The organism is Rheinheimera sp. UJ51, assembly GCF_020819615.1.
Classification (GTDB): Bacteria; Pseudomonadota; Gammaproteobacteria; order Enterobacterales; family Alteromonadaceae; genus Alishewanella; species Alishewanella maricola.
The window spans coordinates 49,877-66,910 of record NZ_JAJHOG010000003.1; the positions used below are offsets into that span (position 1 = coordinate 49,877).

Annotated in this window: 15 protein-coding genes and 1 riboswitch; of the genes, 9 read left to right on the top strand and 6 right to left on the bottom strand. The window is 47.7% G+C overall.

The annotated features are described in order from the left end of the window. The first annotated feature begins 27 nt into the window (after positions 1-27). Entirely contained in the window at positions 28-3,051 is a 3,024-nt protein-coding gene (locus LMJ53_RS04285; protein ID WP_229584955.1) for a two-component regulator propeller domain-containing protein, read from the top strand. Between the two features lie 55 nt (positions 3,052-3,106). On the opposite strand, the gene dxs is transcribed toward LMJ53_RS04285, so the two are convergent. From dxs to xseB, 3 genes are read right to left on the bottom strand one after another with little or no spacing between them, the layout of a single operon-like run. Continuing rightward, positions 3,107-4,975: a 1-deoxy-D-xylulose-5-phosphate synthase gene (dxs, locus tag LMJ53_RS04290; RefSeq protein WP_229584956.1), complete on the bottom strand. Its 1,869-nt coding sequence runs from the start codon at positions 4,973-4,975 to the stop codon at positions 3,107-3,109. A gap of 14 nt (positions 4,976-4,989) precedes the next feature. Continuing rightward, a complete protein-coding gene (gene ispA, locus LMJ53_RS04295; protein WP_229584957.1) occupies positions 4,990-5,877 on the bottom strand; it encodes a (2E,6E)-farnesyl diphosphate synthase in 888 nt (295 codons plus the stop codon). Positions 5,878-5,879: 2 nt separating this feature from the next. Next, positions 5,880-6,122, bottom strand: coding sequence for an exodeoxyribonuclease VII small subunit (xseB, locus tag LMJ53_RS04300; RefSeq protein WP_229584958.1), 243 nt, complete (start codon positions 6,120-6,122; stop codon positions 5,880-5,882). 211 nt (positions 6,123-6,333) lie between these two features. Here xseB and pomA point away from each other — a divergent pair, with 211 nt between their 5' ends. The 3 genes from pomA (at position 6,334) to thiI (ending at position 9,593) form a co-directional block, all read left to right on the top strand. Then, a complete protein-coding gene (pomA, locus tag LMJ53_RS04305) occupies positions 6,334-7,104 on the top strand; it encodes a flagellar motor protein PomA (RefSeq protein WP_229584959.1) in 771 nt (256 codons plus the stop codon). After that, positions 7,101-8,051, top strand: coding sequence for a flagellar motor protein MotB (locus LMJ53_RS04310; RefSeq protein WP_229584960.1), 951 nt, complete (start codon positions 7,101-7,103; stop codon positions 8,049-8,051). The genes pomA and LMJ53_RS04310 overlap by 4 nt, the downstream gene beginning before the upstream one ends. Positions 8,052-8,135: 84 nt before the next feature. Then, positions 8,136-9,593, top strand: a complete 1,458-nt coding sequence (thiI, locus tag LMJ53_RS04315; RefSeq protein WP_229584961.1) for a tRNA uracil 4-sulfurtransferase ThiI — start codon at positions 8,136-8,138, stop codon at positions 9,591-9,593. Here thiI and LMJ53_RS04320 read toward each other — a convergent pair. Then, positions 9,590-10,480, bottom strand: a complete 891-nt coding sequence (locus LMJ53_RS04320) for a ketopantoate reductase family protein (RefSeq protein WP_229584962.1) — start codon at positions 10,478-10,480, stop codon at positions 9,590-9,592. The genes thiI and LMJ53_RS04320 overlap by 4 nt on opposite strands. Next, positions 10,456-10,827 (bottom strand): VanZ family protein, encoded by a 372-nt coding sequence (locus tag LMJ53_RS04325; protein WP_229584963.1) that lies wholly within the window; start codon positions 10,825-10,827, stop codon positions 10,456-10,458. Before LMJ53_RS04325 ends, LMJ53_RS04320 begins: the two co-directional genes overlap by 25 nt. An 83-nt stretch (positions 10,828-10,910) precedes the next feature. Between LMJ53_RS04325 and LMJ53_RS04330 the strand changes: the two genes are divergently transcribed. Together LMJ53_RS04330 and LMJ53_RS04335 are read left to right on the top strand one after the other, a co-directional pair. Next, positions 10,911-11,393, top strand: a complete 483-nt coding sequence (locus LMJ53_RS04330) for a YajQ family cyclic di-GMP-binding protein (protein WP_226749841.1) — start codon at positions 10,911-10,913, stop codon at positions 11,391-11,393. A gap of 71 nt (positions 11,394-11,464) precedes the next feature. Then, positions 11,465-11,670: riboswitch (cobalamin riboswitch) on the top strand. 35 nt (positions 11,671-11,705) lie between these two features. Next, on the top strand, positions 11,706-13,478 hold the full coding sequence (locus tag LMJ53_RS04335; protein ID WP_229584964.1) for a TonB-dependent receptor domain-containing protein: 1,773 nt from the start codon (positions 11,706-11,708) through the stop codon (positions 13,476-13,478). Between the two features lie 86 nt (positions 13,479-13,564). On the opposite strand, the gene msrA is transcribed toward LMJ53_RS04335, so the two are convergent. After that, positions 13,565-14,098 carry a peptide-methionine (S)-S-oxide reductase MsrA gene (msrA, locus tag LMJ53_RS04340; RefSeq protein ID WP_229584965.1) on the bottom strand — a complete coding sequence of 178 codons (534 nt, stop codon included), beginning with the start codon at positions 14,096-14,098 and terminating at the stop codon, positions 13,565-13,567. A gap of 86 nt (positions 14,099-14,184) precedes the next feature. Between msrA and LMJ53_RS04345 the strand changes: the two genes are divergently transcribed. The 3 genes from LMJ53_RS04345 (at position 14,185) to LMJ53_RS04355 (ending at position 17,014) form a co-directional block, all read left to right on the top strand. After that, positions 14,185-15,162: an NAD(P)/FAD-dependent oxidoreductase gene (locus LMJ53_RS04345; RefSeq protein ID WP_229584966.1), complete on the top strand. Its 978-nt coding sequence runs from the start codon at positions 14,185-14,187 to the stop codon at positions 15,160-15,162. Next, positions 15,155-15,865, top strand: a complete 711-nt coding sequence (locus LMJ53_RS04350) for an SDR family NAD(P)-dependent oxidoreductase (RefSeq protein ID WP_229584967.1) — start codon at positions 15,155-15,157, stop codon at positions 15,863-15,865. Before LMJ53_RS04345 ends, LMJ53_RS04350 begins: the two co-directional genes overlap by 8 nt. Before the next feature lie 90 nt (positions 15,866-15,955). Further along, entirely contained in the window at positions 15,956-17,014 is a 1,059-nt protein-coding gene (locus LMJ53_RS04355) for an alpha/beta hydrolase family protein (RefSeq protein ID WP_229584968.1), read from the top strand. Positions 17,015-17,034 lie beyond the last annotated feature (20 nt).

Sequence of the window (17,034 nt, forward strand, 5' to 3'; positions counted from 1 at the left end):
GTAATCACTATCACCAAGGAGGGCTGCATGTCTCGTTTTCTGTTCATCATCTTTGTTTTGATGTGTCAGAGCGCTTTGGCGGCCCCACCTTCCGTGTATGACTATGATCTGAAGCACTGGACCAGTGCCGAAGGCTTATCAAGCAATTCTGTTCGAGCGATCACGCAAGATAAACTTGGCTATATCTGGCTTGGTACTCTGTATGGTTTAAACCGTTTTGACGGCCAACATTTTGAAGTATTTAGTAATGAAACCCATCCGAAATTAGCCAGTAATGCGATTACCCGTTTACTGACTGACAGTGACGGTAAAATATGGATCGGTACCAAAGCGGGTTTGTCAGTGTTGGATCCTGCCACTCTAGAATTACAACGCTTACCGATTTACAGTGAAGTGACTTCGCTGCTTGAAGTGGCGCCAGGCGAGATTTGGGTCGCCGCTGATCAATTATTTAGTGTGCAGCAAGATAAGGTACGCCGGGTCGAGCAAGTCAAAGCGGTGGTCAGTCAATTAGCCCAAACCAGTGAGCAGATCTGGGTGATGGCCAGCGATTATTTGCATCAGCGTGCGGCTGACGGCAGTTGGCAGCAATTCGCCTTGCCACTTGCATTAGCACAAAACCCCGTATACGACTTAGCATGGACCGATAACGGTTTACATATTGCCAGTGAAAACGGTTTATATCAGTTACAAAGCGACGGTGAGATTACCGCGCAGCTACTGCCTGACGACACCATGGCACCGGTATACCGCTTGTTACAAGATAATACGGGCGCGCAATGGCTTTCTTCTTATCGTAAACTATTTTTTCAATATCCCGGACAAGCTTGGCAAACGGTTACGGTTGCCGAACTTGGCAGTTCACCTTGGTTTAGCCGGGTGTTTCAAGATAAAGAGCATAATATTTGGCTAACCAGTTTTAGCGATGGCATTTTTATGGTCAATCGCAGTCAAATTCGTCGGTTAGTCCCCGGCAGCGATCCCATTATTCGCAGTGTCTCACTTACACCTCAAGGTAAGCTGTTATTAGCCAGTCAAAGCGAAGTGGGCTATTTAGACATGGCTGAACGTTTTCAGCCCTTGATCGCTGCCGAACAATTGCAAGGGCAAACGGTACATGATCTCTATTGGCCTGGCCCTGAGCAGCTATGGCTGGGGTTGGAACGCGGTTTATATCAATATGATGTGAAAACGGCCCAGCTCAGCGTGTTATTTCCTCAGTTGCAAGGCCAAGCCGTTAGGGTGGTAAAACCGGCGGAACAGGGCGGCATTTGGATCGGTAGTCTTAATGGTTTATATCATGCACAAGATAACGTTTTAACCTTACTTCCCTTTAACGCCGAATTAGAATCTAAACAGATCACCACTTTAAGTCAGCATAAAGGCCAAGTGTTGTTTGGCAGCAGTCGTGGTTTATACCGTTGGCAAAATGCACAATTAACTCGTTTAGGCATCGGCAGTGCCCTTTATAACGCTTATATTTTAGCGACATCAGTGTTACCCGATGGCACTGTGCTGGTGAGCACTTTAGATGATGGTGTGTATATTCAAAGACCCAATAACGCGTGGTTACATTTGCACAGCGGTAATGGTTTATTACATGGCCCTGCCTTAAGTTTTTATTTTCACCAGCAGTCGGGTTGGCTCTGGTTGAGCACGCATAAAGGGATCTTTCGTTTACGCGTCGACAGTTTGCCGCAAGCGGCCGATGAGGGGTTTCGTTTAGAAGAAGTGCTATCGCCCTACGATAGGCAGATGGGCTCGTTAACCAGCCGTTGTTGTAACGGTGCCGGCCAGTCTAAAGTGGCGTTCTGGCAGCAACAGCTATGGTATCCAACATTACGCGGTTTGGTTGCGGTACCTGAACAATTAGATAGTACTACCCCCAAGACATTAAGACCCATTTTGAAGAAAATCAGTGCTCAGCAAAGTTATCCGCTGTCGGGTCAACAACTGCGGCAAGTTCTGGAACGGCAAGAGCGCAATCTAACCATCAGTTATTCAGCGCTTGAATATACTCGGCCTGATAGTGTGATTTTTCGTTATCAGTTAATGGGCTTTGATCAGCAGTGGCATGAAGTGGTCGATCGGCGCGAAGCGGTCTATACCAACCTGCCACCTGGCAACTTTACCTTTAAATTACAGGTAAGGTATAACTATCAACATTGGTTGGATGCCCAAGAAACGCAAATTCAATTGGTGATCCCGCGCCGCTTTGATGAAACCTTGGTGTATCGCTTGCTGTGGCTCTGTTTGTTATTGTGTTTGTTTTATGGCTTATTTTGGCTTTATCGGCAAAATAACTTACATAAACAGGAACAATTAACCAGTTTGGTGCGTCAACGAACCCAAGAATTAGAAAACACCAATCAAAAGCTGAATGAATTGAACGAGCAACTCAGTCAATTAACGCATCGTGACACTACCACCGGCTTACGTAATAAACGCTTTATGTTTGAGCAGCTGCCTAAAGATATCGAGCATTTTCAGCGCAATCGTCAAGCGTTAACCGAGCAGGGTAAAACCATTGCTTTGTTGTTGCTTGAACCTGATCATTATCAGCAAATTCTTTTAAAGTATGGCGTTAGCACTGCGGATAGTTTGTTACAACAATTAAGCTCGTTATTAAGTCGAGAAACACGCGGCTCAGATTATGTGGTGCGTTTTGTTGATGCACGTTTTGTGGTGGTGTTTCGTGATATCGCGCAAGAGTTGGTGGCATCTTATAGTTGTCGGTTGCTAGAACAGATTGCGGCCAGTCATTTTACGCTGCCCGATGGTGAAGTGATTAATCCAACCGCGTCTGGCGGTTATGCACTTTATCCGTTACCTTTACTCGGTGGCCAGTTGTTGAATTGGGAAAGCTCAATGCAATTAGCCGAGCAGGCATTACTGCAGTTAAAAGCTCAAGGTTTAAGCGCGGTGGTGGGCAGTTTGGCTTTTGCCAGTCAATTAGATGCGTTTGAATTTGAAGAGAGTGTTGATTTACCGTTGCAGATTAATCGCTTGTTAGCTGAAGGGTTGATTTGGTTAGAGCAGCATCGGCTTTAGCAAGGCTTTTGCAAAGACGACACCCACGTTTTGGGTGTCGTTTGTCTAGCGCTGACTACTCTTCTTTTAATAAACGCTGCGCTTGTGCCAAAATACCGGCACTGTCTAAGCCTAATTCTTGATAAATCTCTTGTTGCGTACCGTGTTTAATAAACTCATCTGGTAAGCCTAAGTTGAGGATCTGGCCTTGATAATGTAGCTGCACCAAGTACTCATTTACCGCAGAGCCGGCACCGCCCATAATGGCGTTATCTTCAACAGTCATCACGTAGCTGTGATCCACAGCTAATTGCTGTAACAGTGCAGTATCTAATGGCTTAACAAAGCGCATATCAACTAAGGTGGCGCCAAGCGCTGTGGCCGCTTGCTCACAGGCGCCAAGCAGTGGACCAAAGGCCAAGATAGCCAATTTTTTACCGCGCTGTACCACTTTTGCTTTACCCAGTGGTAATAACTCCATCGTTGTTGCGGCCGCTTGATTGTTACCGCTACCTCGTGGATAGCGAACGGCGGCCACCCCGTTATGTTGATAGCCGGTATAAAGCATTTGCCGGCATTCATTTTCATTGGATGGCACCATAATGGTGATATTGGGAATGCAGCGTAAAAAGCTGATATCAAAAGCACCTTGGTGAGTTGGGCCGTCAGCGCCTACAATGCCCGCGCGGTCAATGGCGAACAACACATCTAATTGTTGCAGCGCCACATCGTGGATCAGTTGATCGTAACCGCGTTGTAAAAAGCTCGAGTAAATAGCCACTACTGGTTTTAAGCCCTCAATAGCCATGCCTGCGGCCAGCGTCACCGCATGTTGCTCGGCGATGGCGACATCAAAATAGCGCTTAGGGAAGCGTTTTGAAAACGCCACTAAGTCAGAACCTTCTCGCATGGCAGGGGTAATACCTTGGAGCCGCTCATCTTGCTCTGCCATATCGCAGATCCACTGGCCAAATACATTGGAAAAGGTTGGTGCACTGGCTTTTTTAGCCGGTTGCGTTTTAGCCGCGGGATCAAATTTTGCGACCGCATGATAACCAATCGGATCGGCTTCGGCAGGGGCATAGCCCTTACCTTTTTTCGTGACGATATGCAGTAGCTGAGGGCCTTTAAGCTGGCGCATATTGCGAATGGTATCGACCAAGCCCAATACATCGTGACCATCAATTGGGCCGATATAATTAAAGCCAAGCTCTTCAAAGAAGGTACCGGGTGTTACCATGCCTTTAAAGTGTTCTTCAGCGCGGCTGGCTAACTGATGTAATGGTGGCATGTTGCTGAGGATTTTTTTGCCGCCCTCACGCAAGCTAGTATAAAAACTGCCCGATAAAATGCGGGCAAAGTATTGGTTTAACGCGCCAACGTTCTCTGAAATAGACATTTCATTGTCATTTAAGATCACTAGCATGTCCGGTTTAATTTCACCTGCGTGGTTTAAGGCTTCAAATGCCATACCTGCTGTAATGGCGCCATCGCCTATAACCGCTACAACTTTGCGTTGATTCTTAGCTTGTTGTGCTGCCACAGCCATGCCTAAGGCTGCGCTGATGGAAGTACTGGAGTGACCTACCGATAACACGTCATAGACACTTTCTTCCCGATATGGAAAAGGGTGTAGGCCTTCTTTTTGGCGGATAGTATGCATTTGATGACGACGACCCGTGAGGATCTTGTGTGGGTATGCCTGATGACCTACATCCCAGATCACCCGATCAAAAGGCGTGTTGTAAACATAGTGCAGGGCAACAGTCAGTTCGACGGCACCTAAACCTGAGGCAAAATGACCACTACTTTGGCTAACGGTTTTTAATAAAAACTGCCGCAGTTCATGGCTCAGTTGGGGTAAGGTTTCCTGAGGTAATTGCCGAAGCTCATCGGGCAAATTAGCCTGAGTTAACAGTGGATATTCCGTCATATCAATTTGCATAACAAATGCCTATGTTAAAACTTTCTGGCAATAATATAGTGGGCAAAGCGTGCAAGCTCAGCCGTATCGTAGGGTAGCCGTTCGAGTGCGGCAAGGGCTTCTTGATAAAGTTGTGCCGCTTTATCTTTGGCACCGGCAAGCCCCAGTAAGGCCGGATACGTAGCTTTGTTGGCTTTAAGATCAGAACCCTGTGTTTTTCCTAAAGTGGCCGTGTCGCTTTCAATGTCCAGAATATCGTCCTGCACTTGAAAGGCCAAACCCAGCGCACTGGCAAACTTTAACAAATCCAGCAGGATCTGTTCATCTTCTACCGGGCTGGCGTAATAGGCTAGTTTAACTGTGCTTTCAATTAATGCACCCGTTTTTAAACGATGCATTAACTCTAATTTCTCTAAAGTGATTTTTTGATTGGTTTGTGCCAAGTCTATCGCTTGGCCGGCACACATGCCGGTGGCACCCGCTGCTTGTGCCAGCGTTTTCACCATTAACACCTGCCGACGCGGGCAAACCTGTTGGTAATCATGACTGCTCAATAGCTCAAAAGCAAAAGCTTGCAGTGCATCTCCGGCTAAAATCGCCGTGGCTTCATTATACGCTTTATGGCAAGTAGGTTTGCCGCGGCGCAAATCGTCGTTATCCATGGCCGGCAAGTCGTCATGAATTAATGAATAACTGTGGATCGCTTCAATGGCCACTGCTGGGGCATCGAGATCAGCCAGTTTGGCACCTAACATTTGACCTAGGCTATAAACCAGAAAAGGTCGAACCCGTTTGCCACCCAGCAATAAACTGTAAGCCATGGCGTCATGCAACAAAAAGTTCGTTGGAACTGTTGTGGTAAGCGCCTGTTGCAGTTGTTGTTCCACCCGCTGCTGAAATAGCGATAGACTGGTTGGGGCCAAGGTTAGTCTCCTGTTTGCGGCTCAAACGGCTGCAGAGGTTCAGGTTGTTGTTGCAACAAAATCTGGACTTTTTGTTCCGCAGCGTGCAGTTGCTGCTGACTGTGTTTGACCAAACTGATCCCACGCTCAAATTGGCCTAAGGCTTGCTCTAACGACAGCTCACCCTGTTCCAATTGTTGGACGATGTGTTCGAGTTCTTGGATGGATTGTTCAAATTGGCCTGGGTCTGCAGATTTTTTACTCATATTATTCCCCAAAAAAACTGTGCGCAACCTTATCGTAGCAGGCTATTATGGTCAATGAAATTGCGTATAGTAACGACTAAATTGGTATTCTTTGCTGATTTATTGCTTAATGATTCAGAGTTAAGGTCGATAACTAGTTTGCAGCTGATATAAAATAACTAAAATCAAGATTCAAAAGCCAGCCCCGGCACTGTTTTGGAAGGAGTAGGATGTGGATTTAGCGACCCTAATCGGATTGATTGGCGCAATTGGCTTTATTGTAATGGCGATGTTTATCAGCAGTAGCGGTGACGTCGGCATGTTTGGTGATTTGGTCTCGGTGCTCATTGTATTTGGTGGCTCGGTATTTGTTGTACTGTCTAAATTTACGTTGGCACAATTTCTCGGTGCGGGTAAAGCCGTGGCAAAAGCCTTTATGTTTAAAATTGAATCACCAGAAGAGCTGATTGAAACCGCTGTGCAATTAGGTGGTGCCGCCCGTCAAGGTGGTTTTTTAGCCCTAGAGGAGGCTGAAATTCCCAATGGCTTTATGCAAAAAGGCATTAATATGCTGGTGGATGGTCATGACGCTGATGTTGTGCGAGCTACCATGCAAAAGGATATTTCGTTAACCGAAAAGCGCCATGAAACGGCTATTGCCATTTTTCGTAGTCTGGGTGACGTCGCACCGGCCATGGGGATGATCGGTACCTTGATTGGTTTGGTGGCGATGTTATCTAACATGGATGATCCTAAAGCCATCGGCCCGGCGATGGCGGTGGCACTGTTAACGACGTTATATGGCGCCTTTGTCGCCAACGTTATTGCCATTCCGTTGGCCGACAAATTAGCGATCCGCAACCAGCAAGAAAAACTGAACAATATGTTGATCTTAGATGCGGTATTAGGCATTCAAGATGGGCAGAATCCAAAGGTTATTGAAGGGATTTTACGTAACTATTTAGCGCAAAATAAACGCGAAGTAGCAGGAGAGGCGGCATGAGTGACGAAGAAGAATGCAAATGCCCACCGCCTGGGTTACCCGCTTACATGGGAACCTTTGCTGATTTAATGGCGCTTTTGATGTGCTTCTTCGTGTTGTTATTAGCCTTTTCTGAAATGGACGTGTTGAAGTTTAAACAAATTGCCGGCTCTATGAAGTTTGCCTTTGGTGTGCAAAATAAAATTGAAGTGGATGATATCCCGAAGGGAACCAGTGTTATTGCCATGGAGTTTCGCCCTGGGCGGCCTGATCCCACGCCAATTGAAACGATCCAGCAGCAAACCATGGAAATGACCCAGCAAGTCATTGAATTTCAAGCGGGTGAAGAAGACTCTGCCGGCGGGCGCCAAGATCAACGCGATGATCAAACCGGTGGTCAATCGGCATTAAATGCTGAGGACCAAGAGGCCGCCGATGCCAAAGCGGCCGCTGCCGCAGAAGCCGCCCAAGAGCAGGTTAATGAAACGGTGAAGAAGCTAGCTGAAGAGCTGGAGCAACAAATCGTTGACGGCGCAGTGGAGTTAGAATCATTGGGGCAGCAAATCATTATTCGTATCCGCGAAAATGGCTCTTTCCCGTCAGGCTCTTCTTTTTTACAGCCGCGTTTTATCCCGATAGTGCGGCAAATTGGGGTGATGCTCAATGATATTCCCGGTGAAATCACCGTCAGTGGGCATACTGATGATTTTCAGGTGGGTGATGAGTTACATGCCAACAATTGGGATTTATCGGCTAAGCGAGCCGTTTCAGTGGCCACTGCTTTAATTGCTGCGCCGGGTTTTGATCGAAACCGCATTGTCGTGGTAGGGCATGCTGATACTCGCCCCTTGATGCCAAATAATAGTGAGCTAAATCGTCGGCGTAACCGGCGTGTCGAAATCTCGATCATGCAGGGCAAGCCTAAGGTGTCTGAACCGATCAGTTTTGAACCGGCAACGAATCCTTAAGTCAGCAAACGCCTAATCGCTTGATTAGGCGTTTTTGTTACGCTTAGTTATAATGCGCAACATTGTTAGCTAAATGCGCCCATCATGCTCGAATTTATTATTAAGTTGCATCCTGAAATCGCCATCAAAAGTAAGTCGGTGCGCAAGCGTCAAACGTTGCTGGTGGAGCAGAATCTCAGAACCTTACTAAAACATCTGCCGCATAAAGTGAAAGTCACCGGTTATTTTGACCACCTAACAGTCACTAGCCAATACGAGACGAGCGCTTGGCGCCAAGAATTAATTACCCGTTTAAAATGTATTCCCGGTATTGTTACCTTTGCTCAGATGCAAACGCGCCAGTTCACTGATTTAGCCGATCTTTTTCAGCAAGTTGCGGCGGTTTATCAAGCTCAAATTGTCAACAAAAGCTTTTGTGTTAGGGTGAGACGCCAAGGGGAACATGAATTTAGTTCACTCGACGCCGAGCGTTATATTGGTGGCGGCTTAAACCAATTAGTAAGTAGCGCGCGAGTGCAATTAAAGCAGCCTGACTTAGAGATTAAATTAGAGATTAAACAGCAGCAATTTTTACTGGTCACCGAGAGCTTTTCAGGCATGGGCGGCTTACCGATCCCATCGCAATCGGATGCCTTGTCGTTGATCTCGGGCGGCTTTGATTCGGCTGTTGCCAGTTATTTAATGATCCGCAAGGGTTTACGCACGCATTATCTGTTCTTTAATTTAGGCGGTGCAGCACATGAGAACGGTGTGCGCGAAATCGCCTTTTATCTATGGAAAACCTATGCGGCCTCGCATCGGGTGAAGTTTGTCAGTGTCGACTTTGCCCCCGTTGTCGCAGATATTTTGGAACATGTACCCACGGGTTTAATGGGGGTCGTTTTAAAACGCCTGATGATGCAGGTAGCCAGTGCTATGGCTGAAAAGCTTGGGATCTCGGCAGTGGTCACCGGTGAGAGTATTGGCCAGGTTGCAAGTCAAACTCTGGCTAACTTGGCCGTGATCGATCAAGCGAGCCCCAGCTTAGTTTTACGGCCGCTTATTAATCATGACAAACAAGATATTGTGGATTTAGCACGACAAATTGGTGTGGCCGAGTTGGCGGGAAGTATGCCGGAATATTGTGGCGTGATTTCACAAAATCCGACGGTGAATGCCATCCTCAGCGAGGTTATCACAGCCGAAGCACAGCTCGATCCGCGCAGGATAAATCAAGCCATTGAGCAAGCTAAAATCCTCGATATTCGAACCGTTGAATATCAAGCAGAACAACAAGCGGGTGTTATCGCTACCGAGACGATATTACCGGCTAACGCGATCGTGTTAGATATTCGCAGTCACGACGAAGTCGACGCGCGGCCACTGCAATTACAGCAGCATCAGGTATTGACCATTCCGTTTTACCGTTTAGCCACGGCGTTTGCACAGTTAGATCAGCAACAGCAATATTACTGTTATTGTGAACGTGGCGTGATGAGTCGTTTGCAGGCTTTATTGCTGCAAGAGATGGGATTTAACAATGTTGCAGTGTATCGGCCTTAATTATCTTGCAGCGCTTGCCATAGCGCTTGATTGGCCGGAACCGCTAGCTGATGTTTTGCCGCCGTGGCGACAATAAAGCCGGTGATCACGCTAAGCTCGGTGGGGCGGCCATGGTAATGATCTTGCTGCATTGATGAATAGTTATTGGCCGTCGCGGTGATCACCTGTTGCACTTGCGCAAAGGTTGCCGCAAACGGCAAATCAACTTGTTCAAGCGACGCCAGCTGACAGACTTCGGTGACAATTTGCTGCAATTGAGGTTGATGCTCTGCCGCCGCTAAAGCACCATTTTTACAATTTAACACTGCAGTGAGCGGGTTAATAGCCGCATTAATCGCCAGCTTTTGCCATAAAGCCGCTATGCTATTCTCGGTGACAGTTAACGGGCCTAAGGCCTGATTTAAAGCCGTGAAAACGGCTTTGCGTTGTGCACTCGCGGCCTCATTCAGTGGGCTGAGCATACTTTTACCTTGGCCGGTATGGCGGATCTGCTCTGCTTGTCGTAAGGCACCATGGCTAGTCGTTAAAAACCAGATCCCTTGCTTAGCCCGTGCAAATTGCCGCAAAGCCGCAAGGTCTGGCATACCATTATGGGAAACGACAATTTGGGCGTTGTCAGTGAGATGAGGTTGTAGTTGGGCTAAGGCCTCGGTAACGGCATAGGCTTTTACTGGTAAAAACAAGGCATGGATGGGGGAGACTGCCGCTTGAAAATGGCATTGTTGCTCGGTGTGATCTAGCGCCAAAAAGCGCACGCTTAACGATTTAGGTTGACGCAACCACAAACGTACTGGCGTATTAGCCTGTTGCCAACGACAGGCAGCAAGCAGGCCAATAGCGCCTTGGCCAACGACGGTCCAGTTTAACGCTTGCTGCGTGGTCGCCATAAATGCCACAGTTTACGCACAACAAAAAAGGTTAAAACCCCAGCCATATCAGCTACCCAATCCCAAAAATCGCCAGTTCGTCGCGTATAGTTTTCTTGTATCACTTCAATTAAGGCGCCATAGATTGCCAGTAAAAGTAGGATCTTCCAAAACACTGCTCGAAAGCCTTTCCAAATTAAGCCACTGAGTACAAAGAAAATACCAAAATGGGCCACTTTATCGAGATTTTCAATTTTAAAAAAAGACAACTCGCCAGCAAGCTTGTGGCCGTTAATCTCGGCCATAAAGCCAAAAGTGGCTAACAGCAGACATAATAAAAACAAAAAGCGATAAAACGATTGCGGCACGTTCTCATCTCCGATAAATGGGGCTCGGATTGTAGCAGTTTTCTGGTTATAATCACCAGCATAGACCGAGATAGGAGAGCAAGATGCCCGCTTTTGATATAGTTTCTGAAGTTGACCAGCAAGAGGTACTAAATGCGGTTGATAATGCTAACCGTGAATTACAAACGCGTTTTGATTTTCGCGGCGTAAATGCTGAATTTACCCTCAAAGATAAACAAATTAACATGGTGGCTGAGGCAGAGTTTCAGTTACAGCAAATGCTCGAAATCTTTTTTGCCAAAGCGGTGAAACGCAATCTAGATGTGCGCTCTTTTAAAGAAGGCGATGTGGTGCACTCGGGTAAAACCTACAGTTTAGCGTTATCGCTGCGCCAAGGTATCGAAACAGATATGGCGAAAAAGTTAGTTAAATTGATTAAAGACAATAAGTTAAAAGTGCAAGCCGCTATTCAAGGCGATCAAGTGCGCGTTACTGGTAAAAAGCGCGATGATTTACAAGAAGCTATCGCGGCGGTGCGTGCAGCTGAATTAGAGCAAGCTTTTCAATTTACCAACTTTCGCGATTGATTTGCAGTTAAGACTTCTAGAAGTCTATTGACTTAACGCTGATTCAGCGTAAACTTGCGGCGGCTCTTGATAGAGCCGCCGCTTTTTTAGGTGCTTGGTCGCTGCTTTTTAACGTCATCGACCAAGTTAAACGGGAATCTGGTGTAAAACCAGAGCTGCCCCCGCAACGGTAAGCAACTTAAAGTATTTCATCCGCCACTGTCGCAAGATGGGAAGGCGAAATACTCGCATCAGCAGGTTGTTAGCCCGGAGACCGGCCTAAAAGTCCTACAAACCAAAGAAATGTGCGGTGGGCACATTGCTGGAGTATCTATGTTTAAACCTTCTTGGGCGCTGCTTTTGTCAGCCGTGCCTACTGCTGTATCCGCGACTGACGCGGTCGAACATATCAGTGTTTACGCTAATCGCACCCCTTTAGCCGCCTCCGAAGTGTTAGCCAGTGTTTCGGTGCTAGATCGTGCAGATATTGAGGCTCGTCAAGCCAGTGATTTACCTGCTTTATTAGCGCAATTACCCGGTATTACGATTTCTCGTGACGGTGGCCGTGGCCAAAATAGCGGTTTGTATTTGCGTGGCGGGAATAATGGTCATACGCTCGTATTGATTGACGGCGTGCGCAGTGGCTCTGCCACCTTGGGTTATAAAACCTTATCGATGTTGCCCTTAGCGTTAATTGAACGCATAGAAGTGATCCGTGGTCCGCGAGCGGCATGGTATGGTGCTGACGCCTTAGCTGGTGTGATTGCTATTACTACTCGTCAAGCCCGCGGCGTGGAATTAACTGCGGATGTTGGCAGTTATGGGCAGGCTGGTGCTGGTATTAATGCCAGTCAACAACAGGGTGATCTGACCTTGAGTGCCAGTGCGGGGTATAGCCGGGCCGATGGTTTTAATGTGCGTAACGATTTAGATAACGATCGTGATGGTTACCAACAACGTTTTGCCAAACTGGCTGCAGCCTATCAAACAGGGTTTGGTCTTTGGCGTGGTCAGGTGGATGTTAACTCCGGTTTTTATCAGTTTGATACGGCCTGGGGCAGTGAAGATCAAGCGGAAACGTTAAACCGCAGTTATTTGTTGGGCTGGGAACATCAGCAAGGATCATGGCAACATCAAGCACAATTCAGCCGAACGCTGGATGATGACACGACTTATGGGCCTGTTTCGCAAAGCCCTTATGTGACTGAGCGCGATGAATTTAACTATCAGGCAACCACCGCATTGACAGATAGCCTATCGGGTTTAGCGGGCGTGAACTGGTATCAAGAAAGCGTTGCACGCTCTGGCGTAGCCTATGTGAAGGATAATCGCCTTAATCGTGCCGCCTTTGCTGGTTTACAATTTGCTGCGCAAGGCTTGCGTTTAGACGGGGCCGTGCGCCGCGACCTTACCGAGCAATACGGTGGTAACACGACCTGGCAATTAGCCGCAGGTGTTGATCTCAGTGATGCGATGCAGCTCAGAGTGAGCCGGGGCTCGGCTTTTAAAGCGCCGACCTTTAACGACTTGTATTATCCTGGTAGTGCCAATCCCGATTTACAACCAGAAAGTACCTTGTCGGATGAAATTGCACTGAGTTATCAGTTAGCCGCAGCGACGTTGCAGTTAGCCTGGTTTAAGCAAGATGTCGATAATCTGATCCAGTTTGATTTTGCGACCTACACGCCACAAAACATTGAACGTGCCAAAATTTCTGGCGTGGAATTCAGTGTTGATCTGCGTTGGGATTCGTTACAGCAAAGTGTCAGTTATAGCTGGTTGGACACTGAAAACACCTTGACTGGGCAGCGGTTAGCGCGCCGACCTGAGCACAGTGTGAATTGGCGCTTAACACAACAATGGCAGCAGTTATCGGCATTTTTGACGGCGGATTACCAAAGCGATACTTATCAAGGTGAGTATGCTAGTAGCCCATATCTAGGGGGCTTTACTGTGTTTGGCGTGGGTGGTAGCTATGCATTATCCCCAGCTTTATCGCTCAGTGCTAAGGTGGATAACCTGTTTGATAAACATTATCAAACCAGTTCGGGTTATGAAACAGCCGGTGTAAACTTTGGTTTAAGCCTGCAATATAAATTGCCTTAACCGCTTAGTGATTAAACGCTAAAGAGAAACCCAGCGCTGCATTTGCCACCTAGGTTGTTATCACTAGGCTGCAGTCGGCGCTGGATTTATTTTAATAGATGCTGAAATTGGCTGCGAAATTTTGACATTTTCGGTGAAATGACCCAATGACAGTAGCCTTGCTGTGGGTTTTGCAAATAATAGCCTTGATGATAACTTTCTGCAGGATAAAACACACTGGCCGGGCTGATCTCGGTCACAATGGGTTGTTCAAATAACTGTTGTTGTTCAAGCTCGCTTATTATCGCCGCGGCTTCGGCTGCTTGCTCCGCGTTATGGCTAAAAATAACGCTGCGGTACTGAGTGCCGACATCATTGCCTTGGCGGTTAAGTTGGGTAGGGTTATGTAAGCTAAAAAACAGCTGACATAGTTGTTTAAAGCTGATCTGGCTATCGTCATAACTCACTTGTACCACTTCCGCGTGGCCGGTTTCACCGGTGCAGATGCTTTGATAATCAGGATTGAGGGTGTGGCCTCCCATGTAACCGCTGATGGCCGCGTGTACACCGGTGACTTCATTTAACGCTGCTTCTAAACACCAAAAACAGCCTGCGCCGAACGTGGCAATCTGTGTACTCATCTCTTCTCCTTGCATCAACCGTTGATCGTGCCTGTCGGCTAATACGTAATGTAAAACTTAATAGATTATAACACGCCGGAGTAATAATGACGTTGGCAGTAATTGGTGCCGGAATGGCTGGGCTAAGTTGTGCCTATGCGCTGCAACAAGCGGGACATCAGGTTGCGGTATTCGATAAAGCACGCGGCGCCGGTGGCCGCATGAGCAGTAAGCGCAGTGCTGAAGGCTATTTAGATCTCGGCGCCCAATATTTTACGGCGCGGCAGCCTTTATTTCAGCAGCAAGTTACACAGTGGTTAAAGCAAGGGGTGGTCAATCGTTGGTTAGCACCCATGTATCAATATCGTGCTGGGCAATTAGCGGCTTCCCCCGATGCTGAGCAACGCTTTATTGGTACGCCGGCGATGCACAGCCCACTTCGCGCGATGGCCGACACCTTAGAATGCCACTTTAACTGCCGTGTCAGCACCATAACAAACACGGCAGAGGGCTGGTTTATTCAAAACGAGCACGCTGAACAGTATGGACCCTTTTCTCAGGTGATCTTGGCGATCCCACCAGCGCAAGCTGCCGCATTATTACCAGCGGCATTAGCGGTGACGTTACCCACCCGTTTATTACAACCTTGCTGGGCCGTGAGTTTACAACTAAGTAAGGCTACGCAGCATGCCGCCGGTGGTATTTTTGTTAAGGATCAGGCATTTGGTGTCAGTTGGATCAGTCGGCAAAACAGTAAGCCTGGACGCAGCGTCGCTGAAAATTGGCTGGTGCATTTTACGCCTGAGTTTAGCCAACAGCATTTAGAGCAAGACGCTGTTTTTTGGCAGCAACACGCTCAGCATGCCTTAAGCGGAATTTTAGGCTTGACCAAGCAGAGCGTGGCGGTGAGTCATGCGTTATGCCATCGTTGGCTGTATGCCCAGCAACAGCAGGTGCCAGATAGTCATTTCCAAGATGCAATAGCGCCGGGTTTGTGGTTAGCCGGCGATTGGACACGTGGTGGTCGGGTTGAAAATGCCTGGCTAAGTGGTTATGAATTAGCTCAAAGGATCCAGCATGGCTGAACATTGGCTTATTATTGGTGCAAGCGGCGGTATTGGCCGTGCTTTTGTTGATCAGTTATTGGCTCAGGGCAAGCGCGTGTCGGCAATCAGCCGACAACCGCTAACCGAAAAAGTAGCAAATCTGGCGTGGTATACGCTGCAGCAGGCCGATGCGCCTGAGACGGCATCGGTATTGACGACTATTTTTAGCCAACCGGTGACGGCTATCGTGTTATGTCAAGGCTGGTTGCACGGCGATAGTATGCAGCCAGAGAAAACCATCCGGCAACTGAGCGCTCAAGCGATGCAGCAAAGTTTTCAGGTTAATATTATGAGTCCGGCCTTGTATTTACAGTCTTTGTTTCCTTTTATCCAAAAACTGCCCCATATCAAATTAGCCGTGCTCAGTGCCAAAGTGGGCAGTATTACGGATAATCAGTTAGGAGGCTGGTACAGCTATCGGATGAGCAAGGCAGCGCTGAATATGTTGGTGAAAACAACCAGTATTGAACTGGCGCGCTATAACAAAACGGCCAGTTTAGTCAGTTTACATCCCGGCACCACGGATACGGCGCTATCTGCGCCATTTCAGCGAAATTTACCCGAAGGGCAGTTACAAAGCGCGCATGCCACCGCGGAGCGTTTATTGCCGATTATCGCAGGCTTAAGCCCAGAGCAATCCGGTCAATTACTCAATTGGGATGGGCAAGCGCTACCTTATTAAAGCTTACCGTTTTTTTGTGCGCCATGTCGCTGATCTGAACTGAGACGCTCGTTAGCGAAACTTATCATCAATTCAAGCAAGAGGATCCTTATGCGTTTTTTCAGCAAGCATCAAGCCTTAACACTGGGCAGTTGCCTTGGACTCTTACTGTTAACGCTAACGGCTTGTTCGCAAAAACAGCCGGTCAACAATGTGGCTTGGCAGCAACAGTTAAGTTTACCCTCAGTACAGCAAGCACTGAGTGTTGCCGAAAATTTGTCGCGTGATGTTGAACAAATCAGTTTTGAATGGCTGGATCCGGCTCGTGAACGCAGTGTACCAGCATTATTGTTCAAACCGGCTGCAGCACAACAGGCGAAAGCCTTAATCGTGTTCTCACATGGTTTAGGCGGCTCAAAAGAGCGTTATGCTTATCTGGGGCAATATTGGGCAAGTCAGGGGTTTGCGAGTTTGCATTTACAGCATGTTGGCAGCGATCGCAAAGTGTGGCGAGGTAGCCGTTTATTATTACCCTTTCGTTTAATGGATGCGGCCGATGATACTGAAGCACTGGCTCGGGTAGAGGATGTGAAATTCGCTTTAGATCACATTCTAGCCTCAGAGTATGCCGGACAGTTTGACCAGCAGCATATTGTGATGGCTGGACATTCTTATGGTGCTAACACCGCTATGTTATTAAGTGGGGCACAGGTGAAGCAGGATGGCCGTTTGGTTAGCCTAAAGGATGAACGGATCACGGCGGCCATTTTGATTTCAGCCCCGCCTTTTTACAATAAACAGCCGCTGTCTCAGGTACTATCCGATGTCAGGATCCCAACGCTGCACATCACCACCACCGAAGATGAAATCACAGTGCCTGGTTTTTACTCTGCACCACAAGATCGGCTTGAGCTGTATTACGCTATGGGCAGTCAATACAAAGTATTGGCCGTGTTCAGTGCCGGCAGTCATAATATTTTTACCAATTGGCGACGTAGTGGTGACTCTGCGCCTCAGCAGCAAGTGATTAAAGCGGCTACACAGGCTTTATCAAGCGCATTTATCGCGCAAATTACCAGCGGCGATGATCGTGAATTACGGCAATGGGCGCAGCAGCATCAACCCGTGTTAGCAAACTTTATACGTTCGGATACTGTTGCGCTACGCTAAGGCGTTGTTAAATAAGGCCA

What these genes read in the sequence shown, in the direction of transcription:
- LMJ53_RS04320 (WP_229584962.1), bottom strand. Translation starts at nt 10,480, where the DNA reads ATGGCGACCACGCAGCAAGCGTTAAACTGGACCGTCGTTGGCCAAGGC.
- LMJ53_RS04335 (WP_229584964.1), top strand. Translation starts at nt 11,706, where the DNA reads ATGTTTAAACCTTCTTGGGCGCTGCTTTTGTCAGCCGTGCCTACTGCT.
- LMJ53_RS04350 (WP_229584967.1), top strand. Translation starts at nt 15,155, where the DNA reads ATGGCTGAACATTGGCTTATTATTGGTGCAAGCGGCGGTATTGGCCGT.
- thiI (WP_229584961.1), top strand. Translation starts at nt 8,136, where the DNA reads ATGCTCGAATTTATTATTAAGTTGCATCCTGAAATCGCCATCAAAAGT.
- msrA (WP_229584965.1), bottom strand. Translation starts at nt 14,098, where the DNA reads ATGAGTACACAGATTGCCACGTTCGGCGCAGGCTGTTTTTGGTGTTTA.
- LMJ53_RS04355 (WP_229584968.1), top strand. Translation starts at nt 15,956, where the DNA reads ATGCGTTTTTTCAGCAAGCATCAAGCCTTAACACTGGGCAGTTGCCTT.
- LMJ53_RS04345 (WP_229584966.1), top strand. Translation starts at nt 14,185, where the DNA reads ATGACGTTGGCAGTAATTGGTGCCGGAATGGCTGGGCTAAGTTGTGCC.
- LMJ53_RS04310 (WP_229584960.1), top strand. Translation starts at nt 7,101, where the DNA reads ATGAGTGACGAAGAAGAATGCAAATGCCCACCGCCTGGGTTACCCGCT.
- LMJ53_RS04330 (WP_226749841.1), top strand. Translation starts at nt 10,911, where the DNA reads ATGCCCGCTTTTGATATAGTTTCTGAAGTTGACCAGCAAGAGGTACTA.
- dxs (WP_229584956.1), bottom strand. Translation starts at nt 4,975, where the DNA reads ATGCAAATTGATATGACGGAATATCCACTGTTAACTCAGGCTAATTTG.
- xseB (WP_229584958.1), bottom strand. Translation starts at nt 6,122, where the DNA reads ATGAGTAAAAAATCTGCAGACCCAGGCCAATTTGAACAATCCATCCAA.
- LMJ53_RS04285 (WP_229584955.1), top strand. Translation starts at nt 28, where the DNA reads ATGTCTCGTTTTCTGTTCATCATCTTTGTTTTGATGTGTCAGAGCGCT.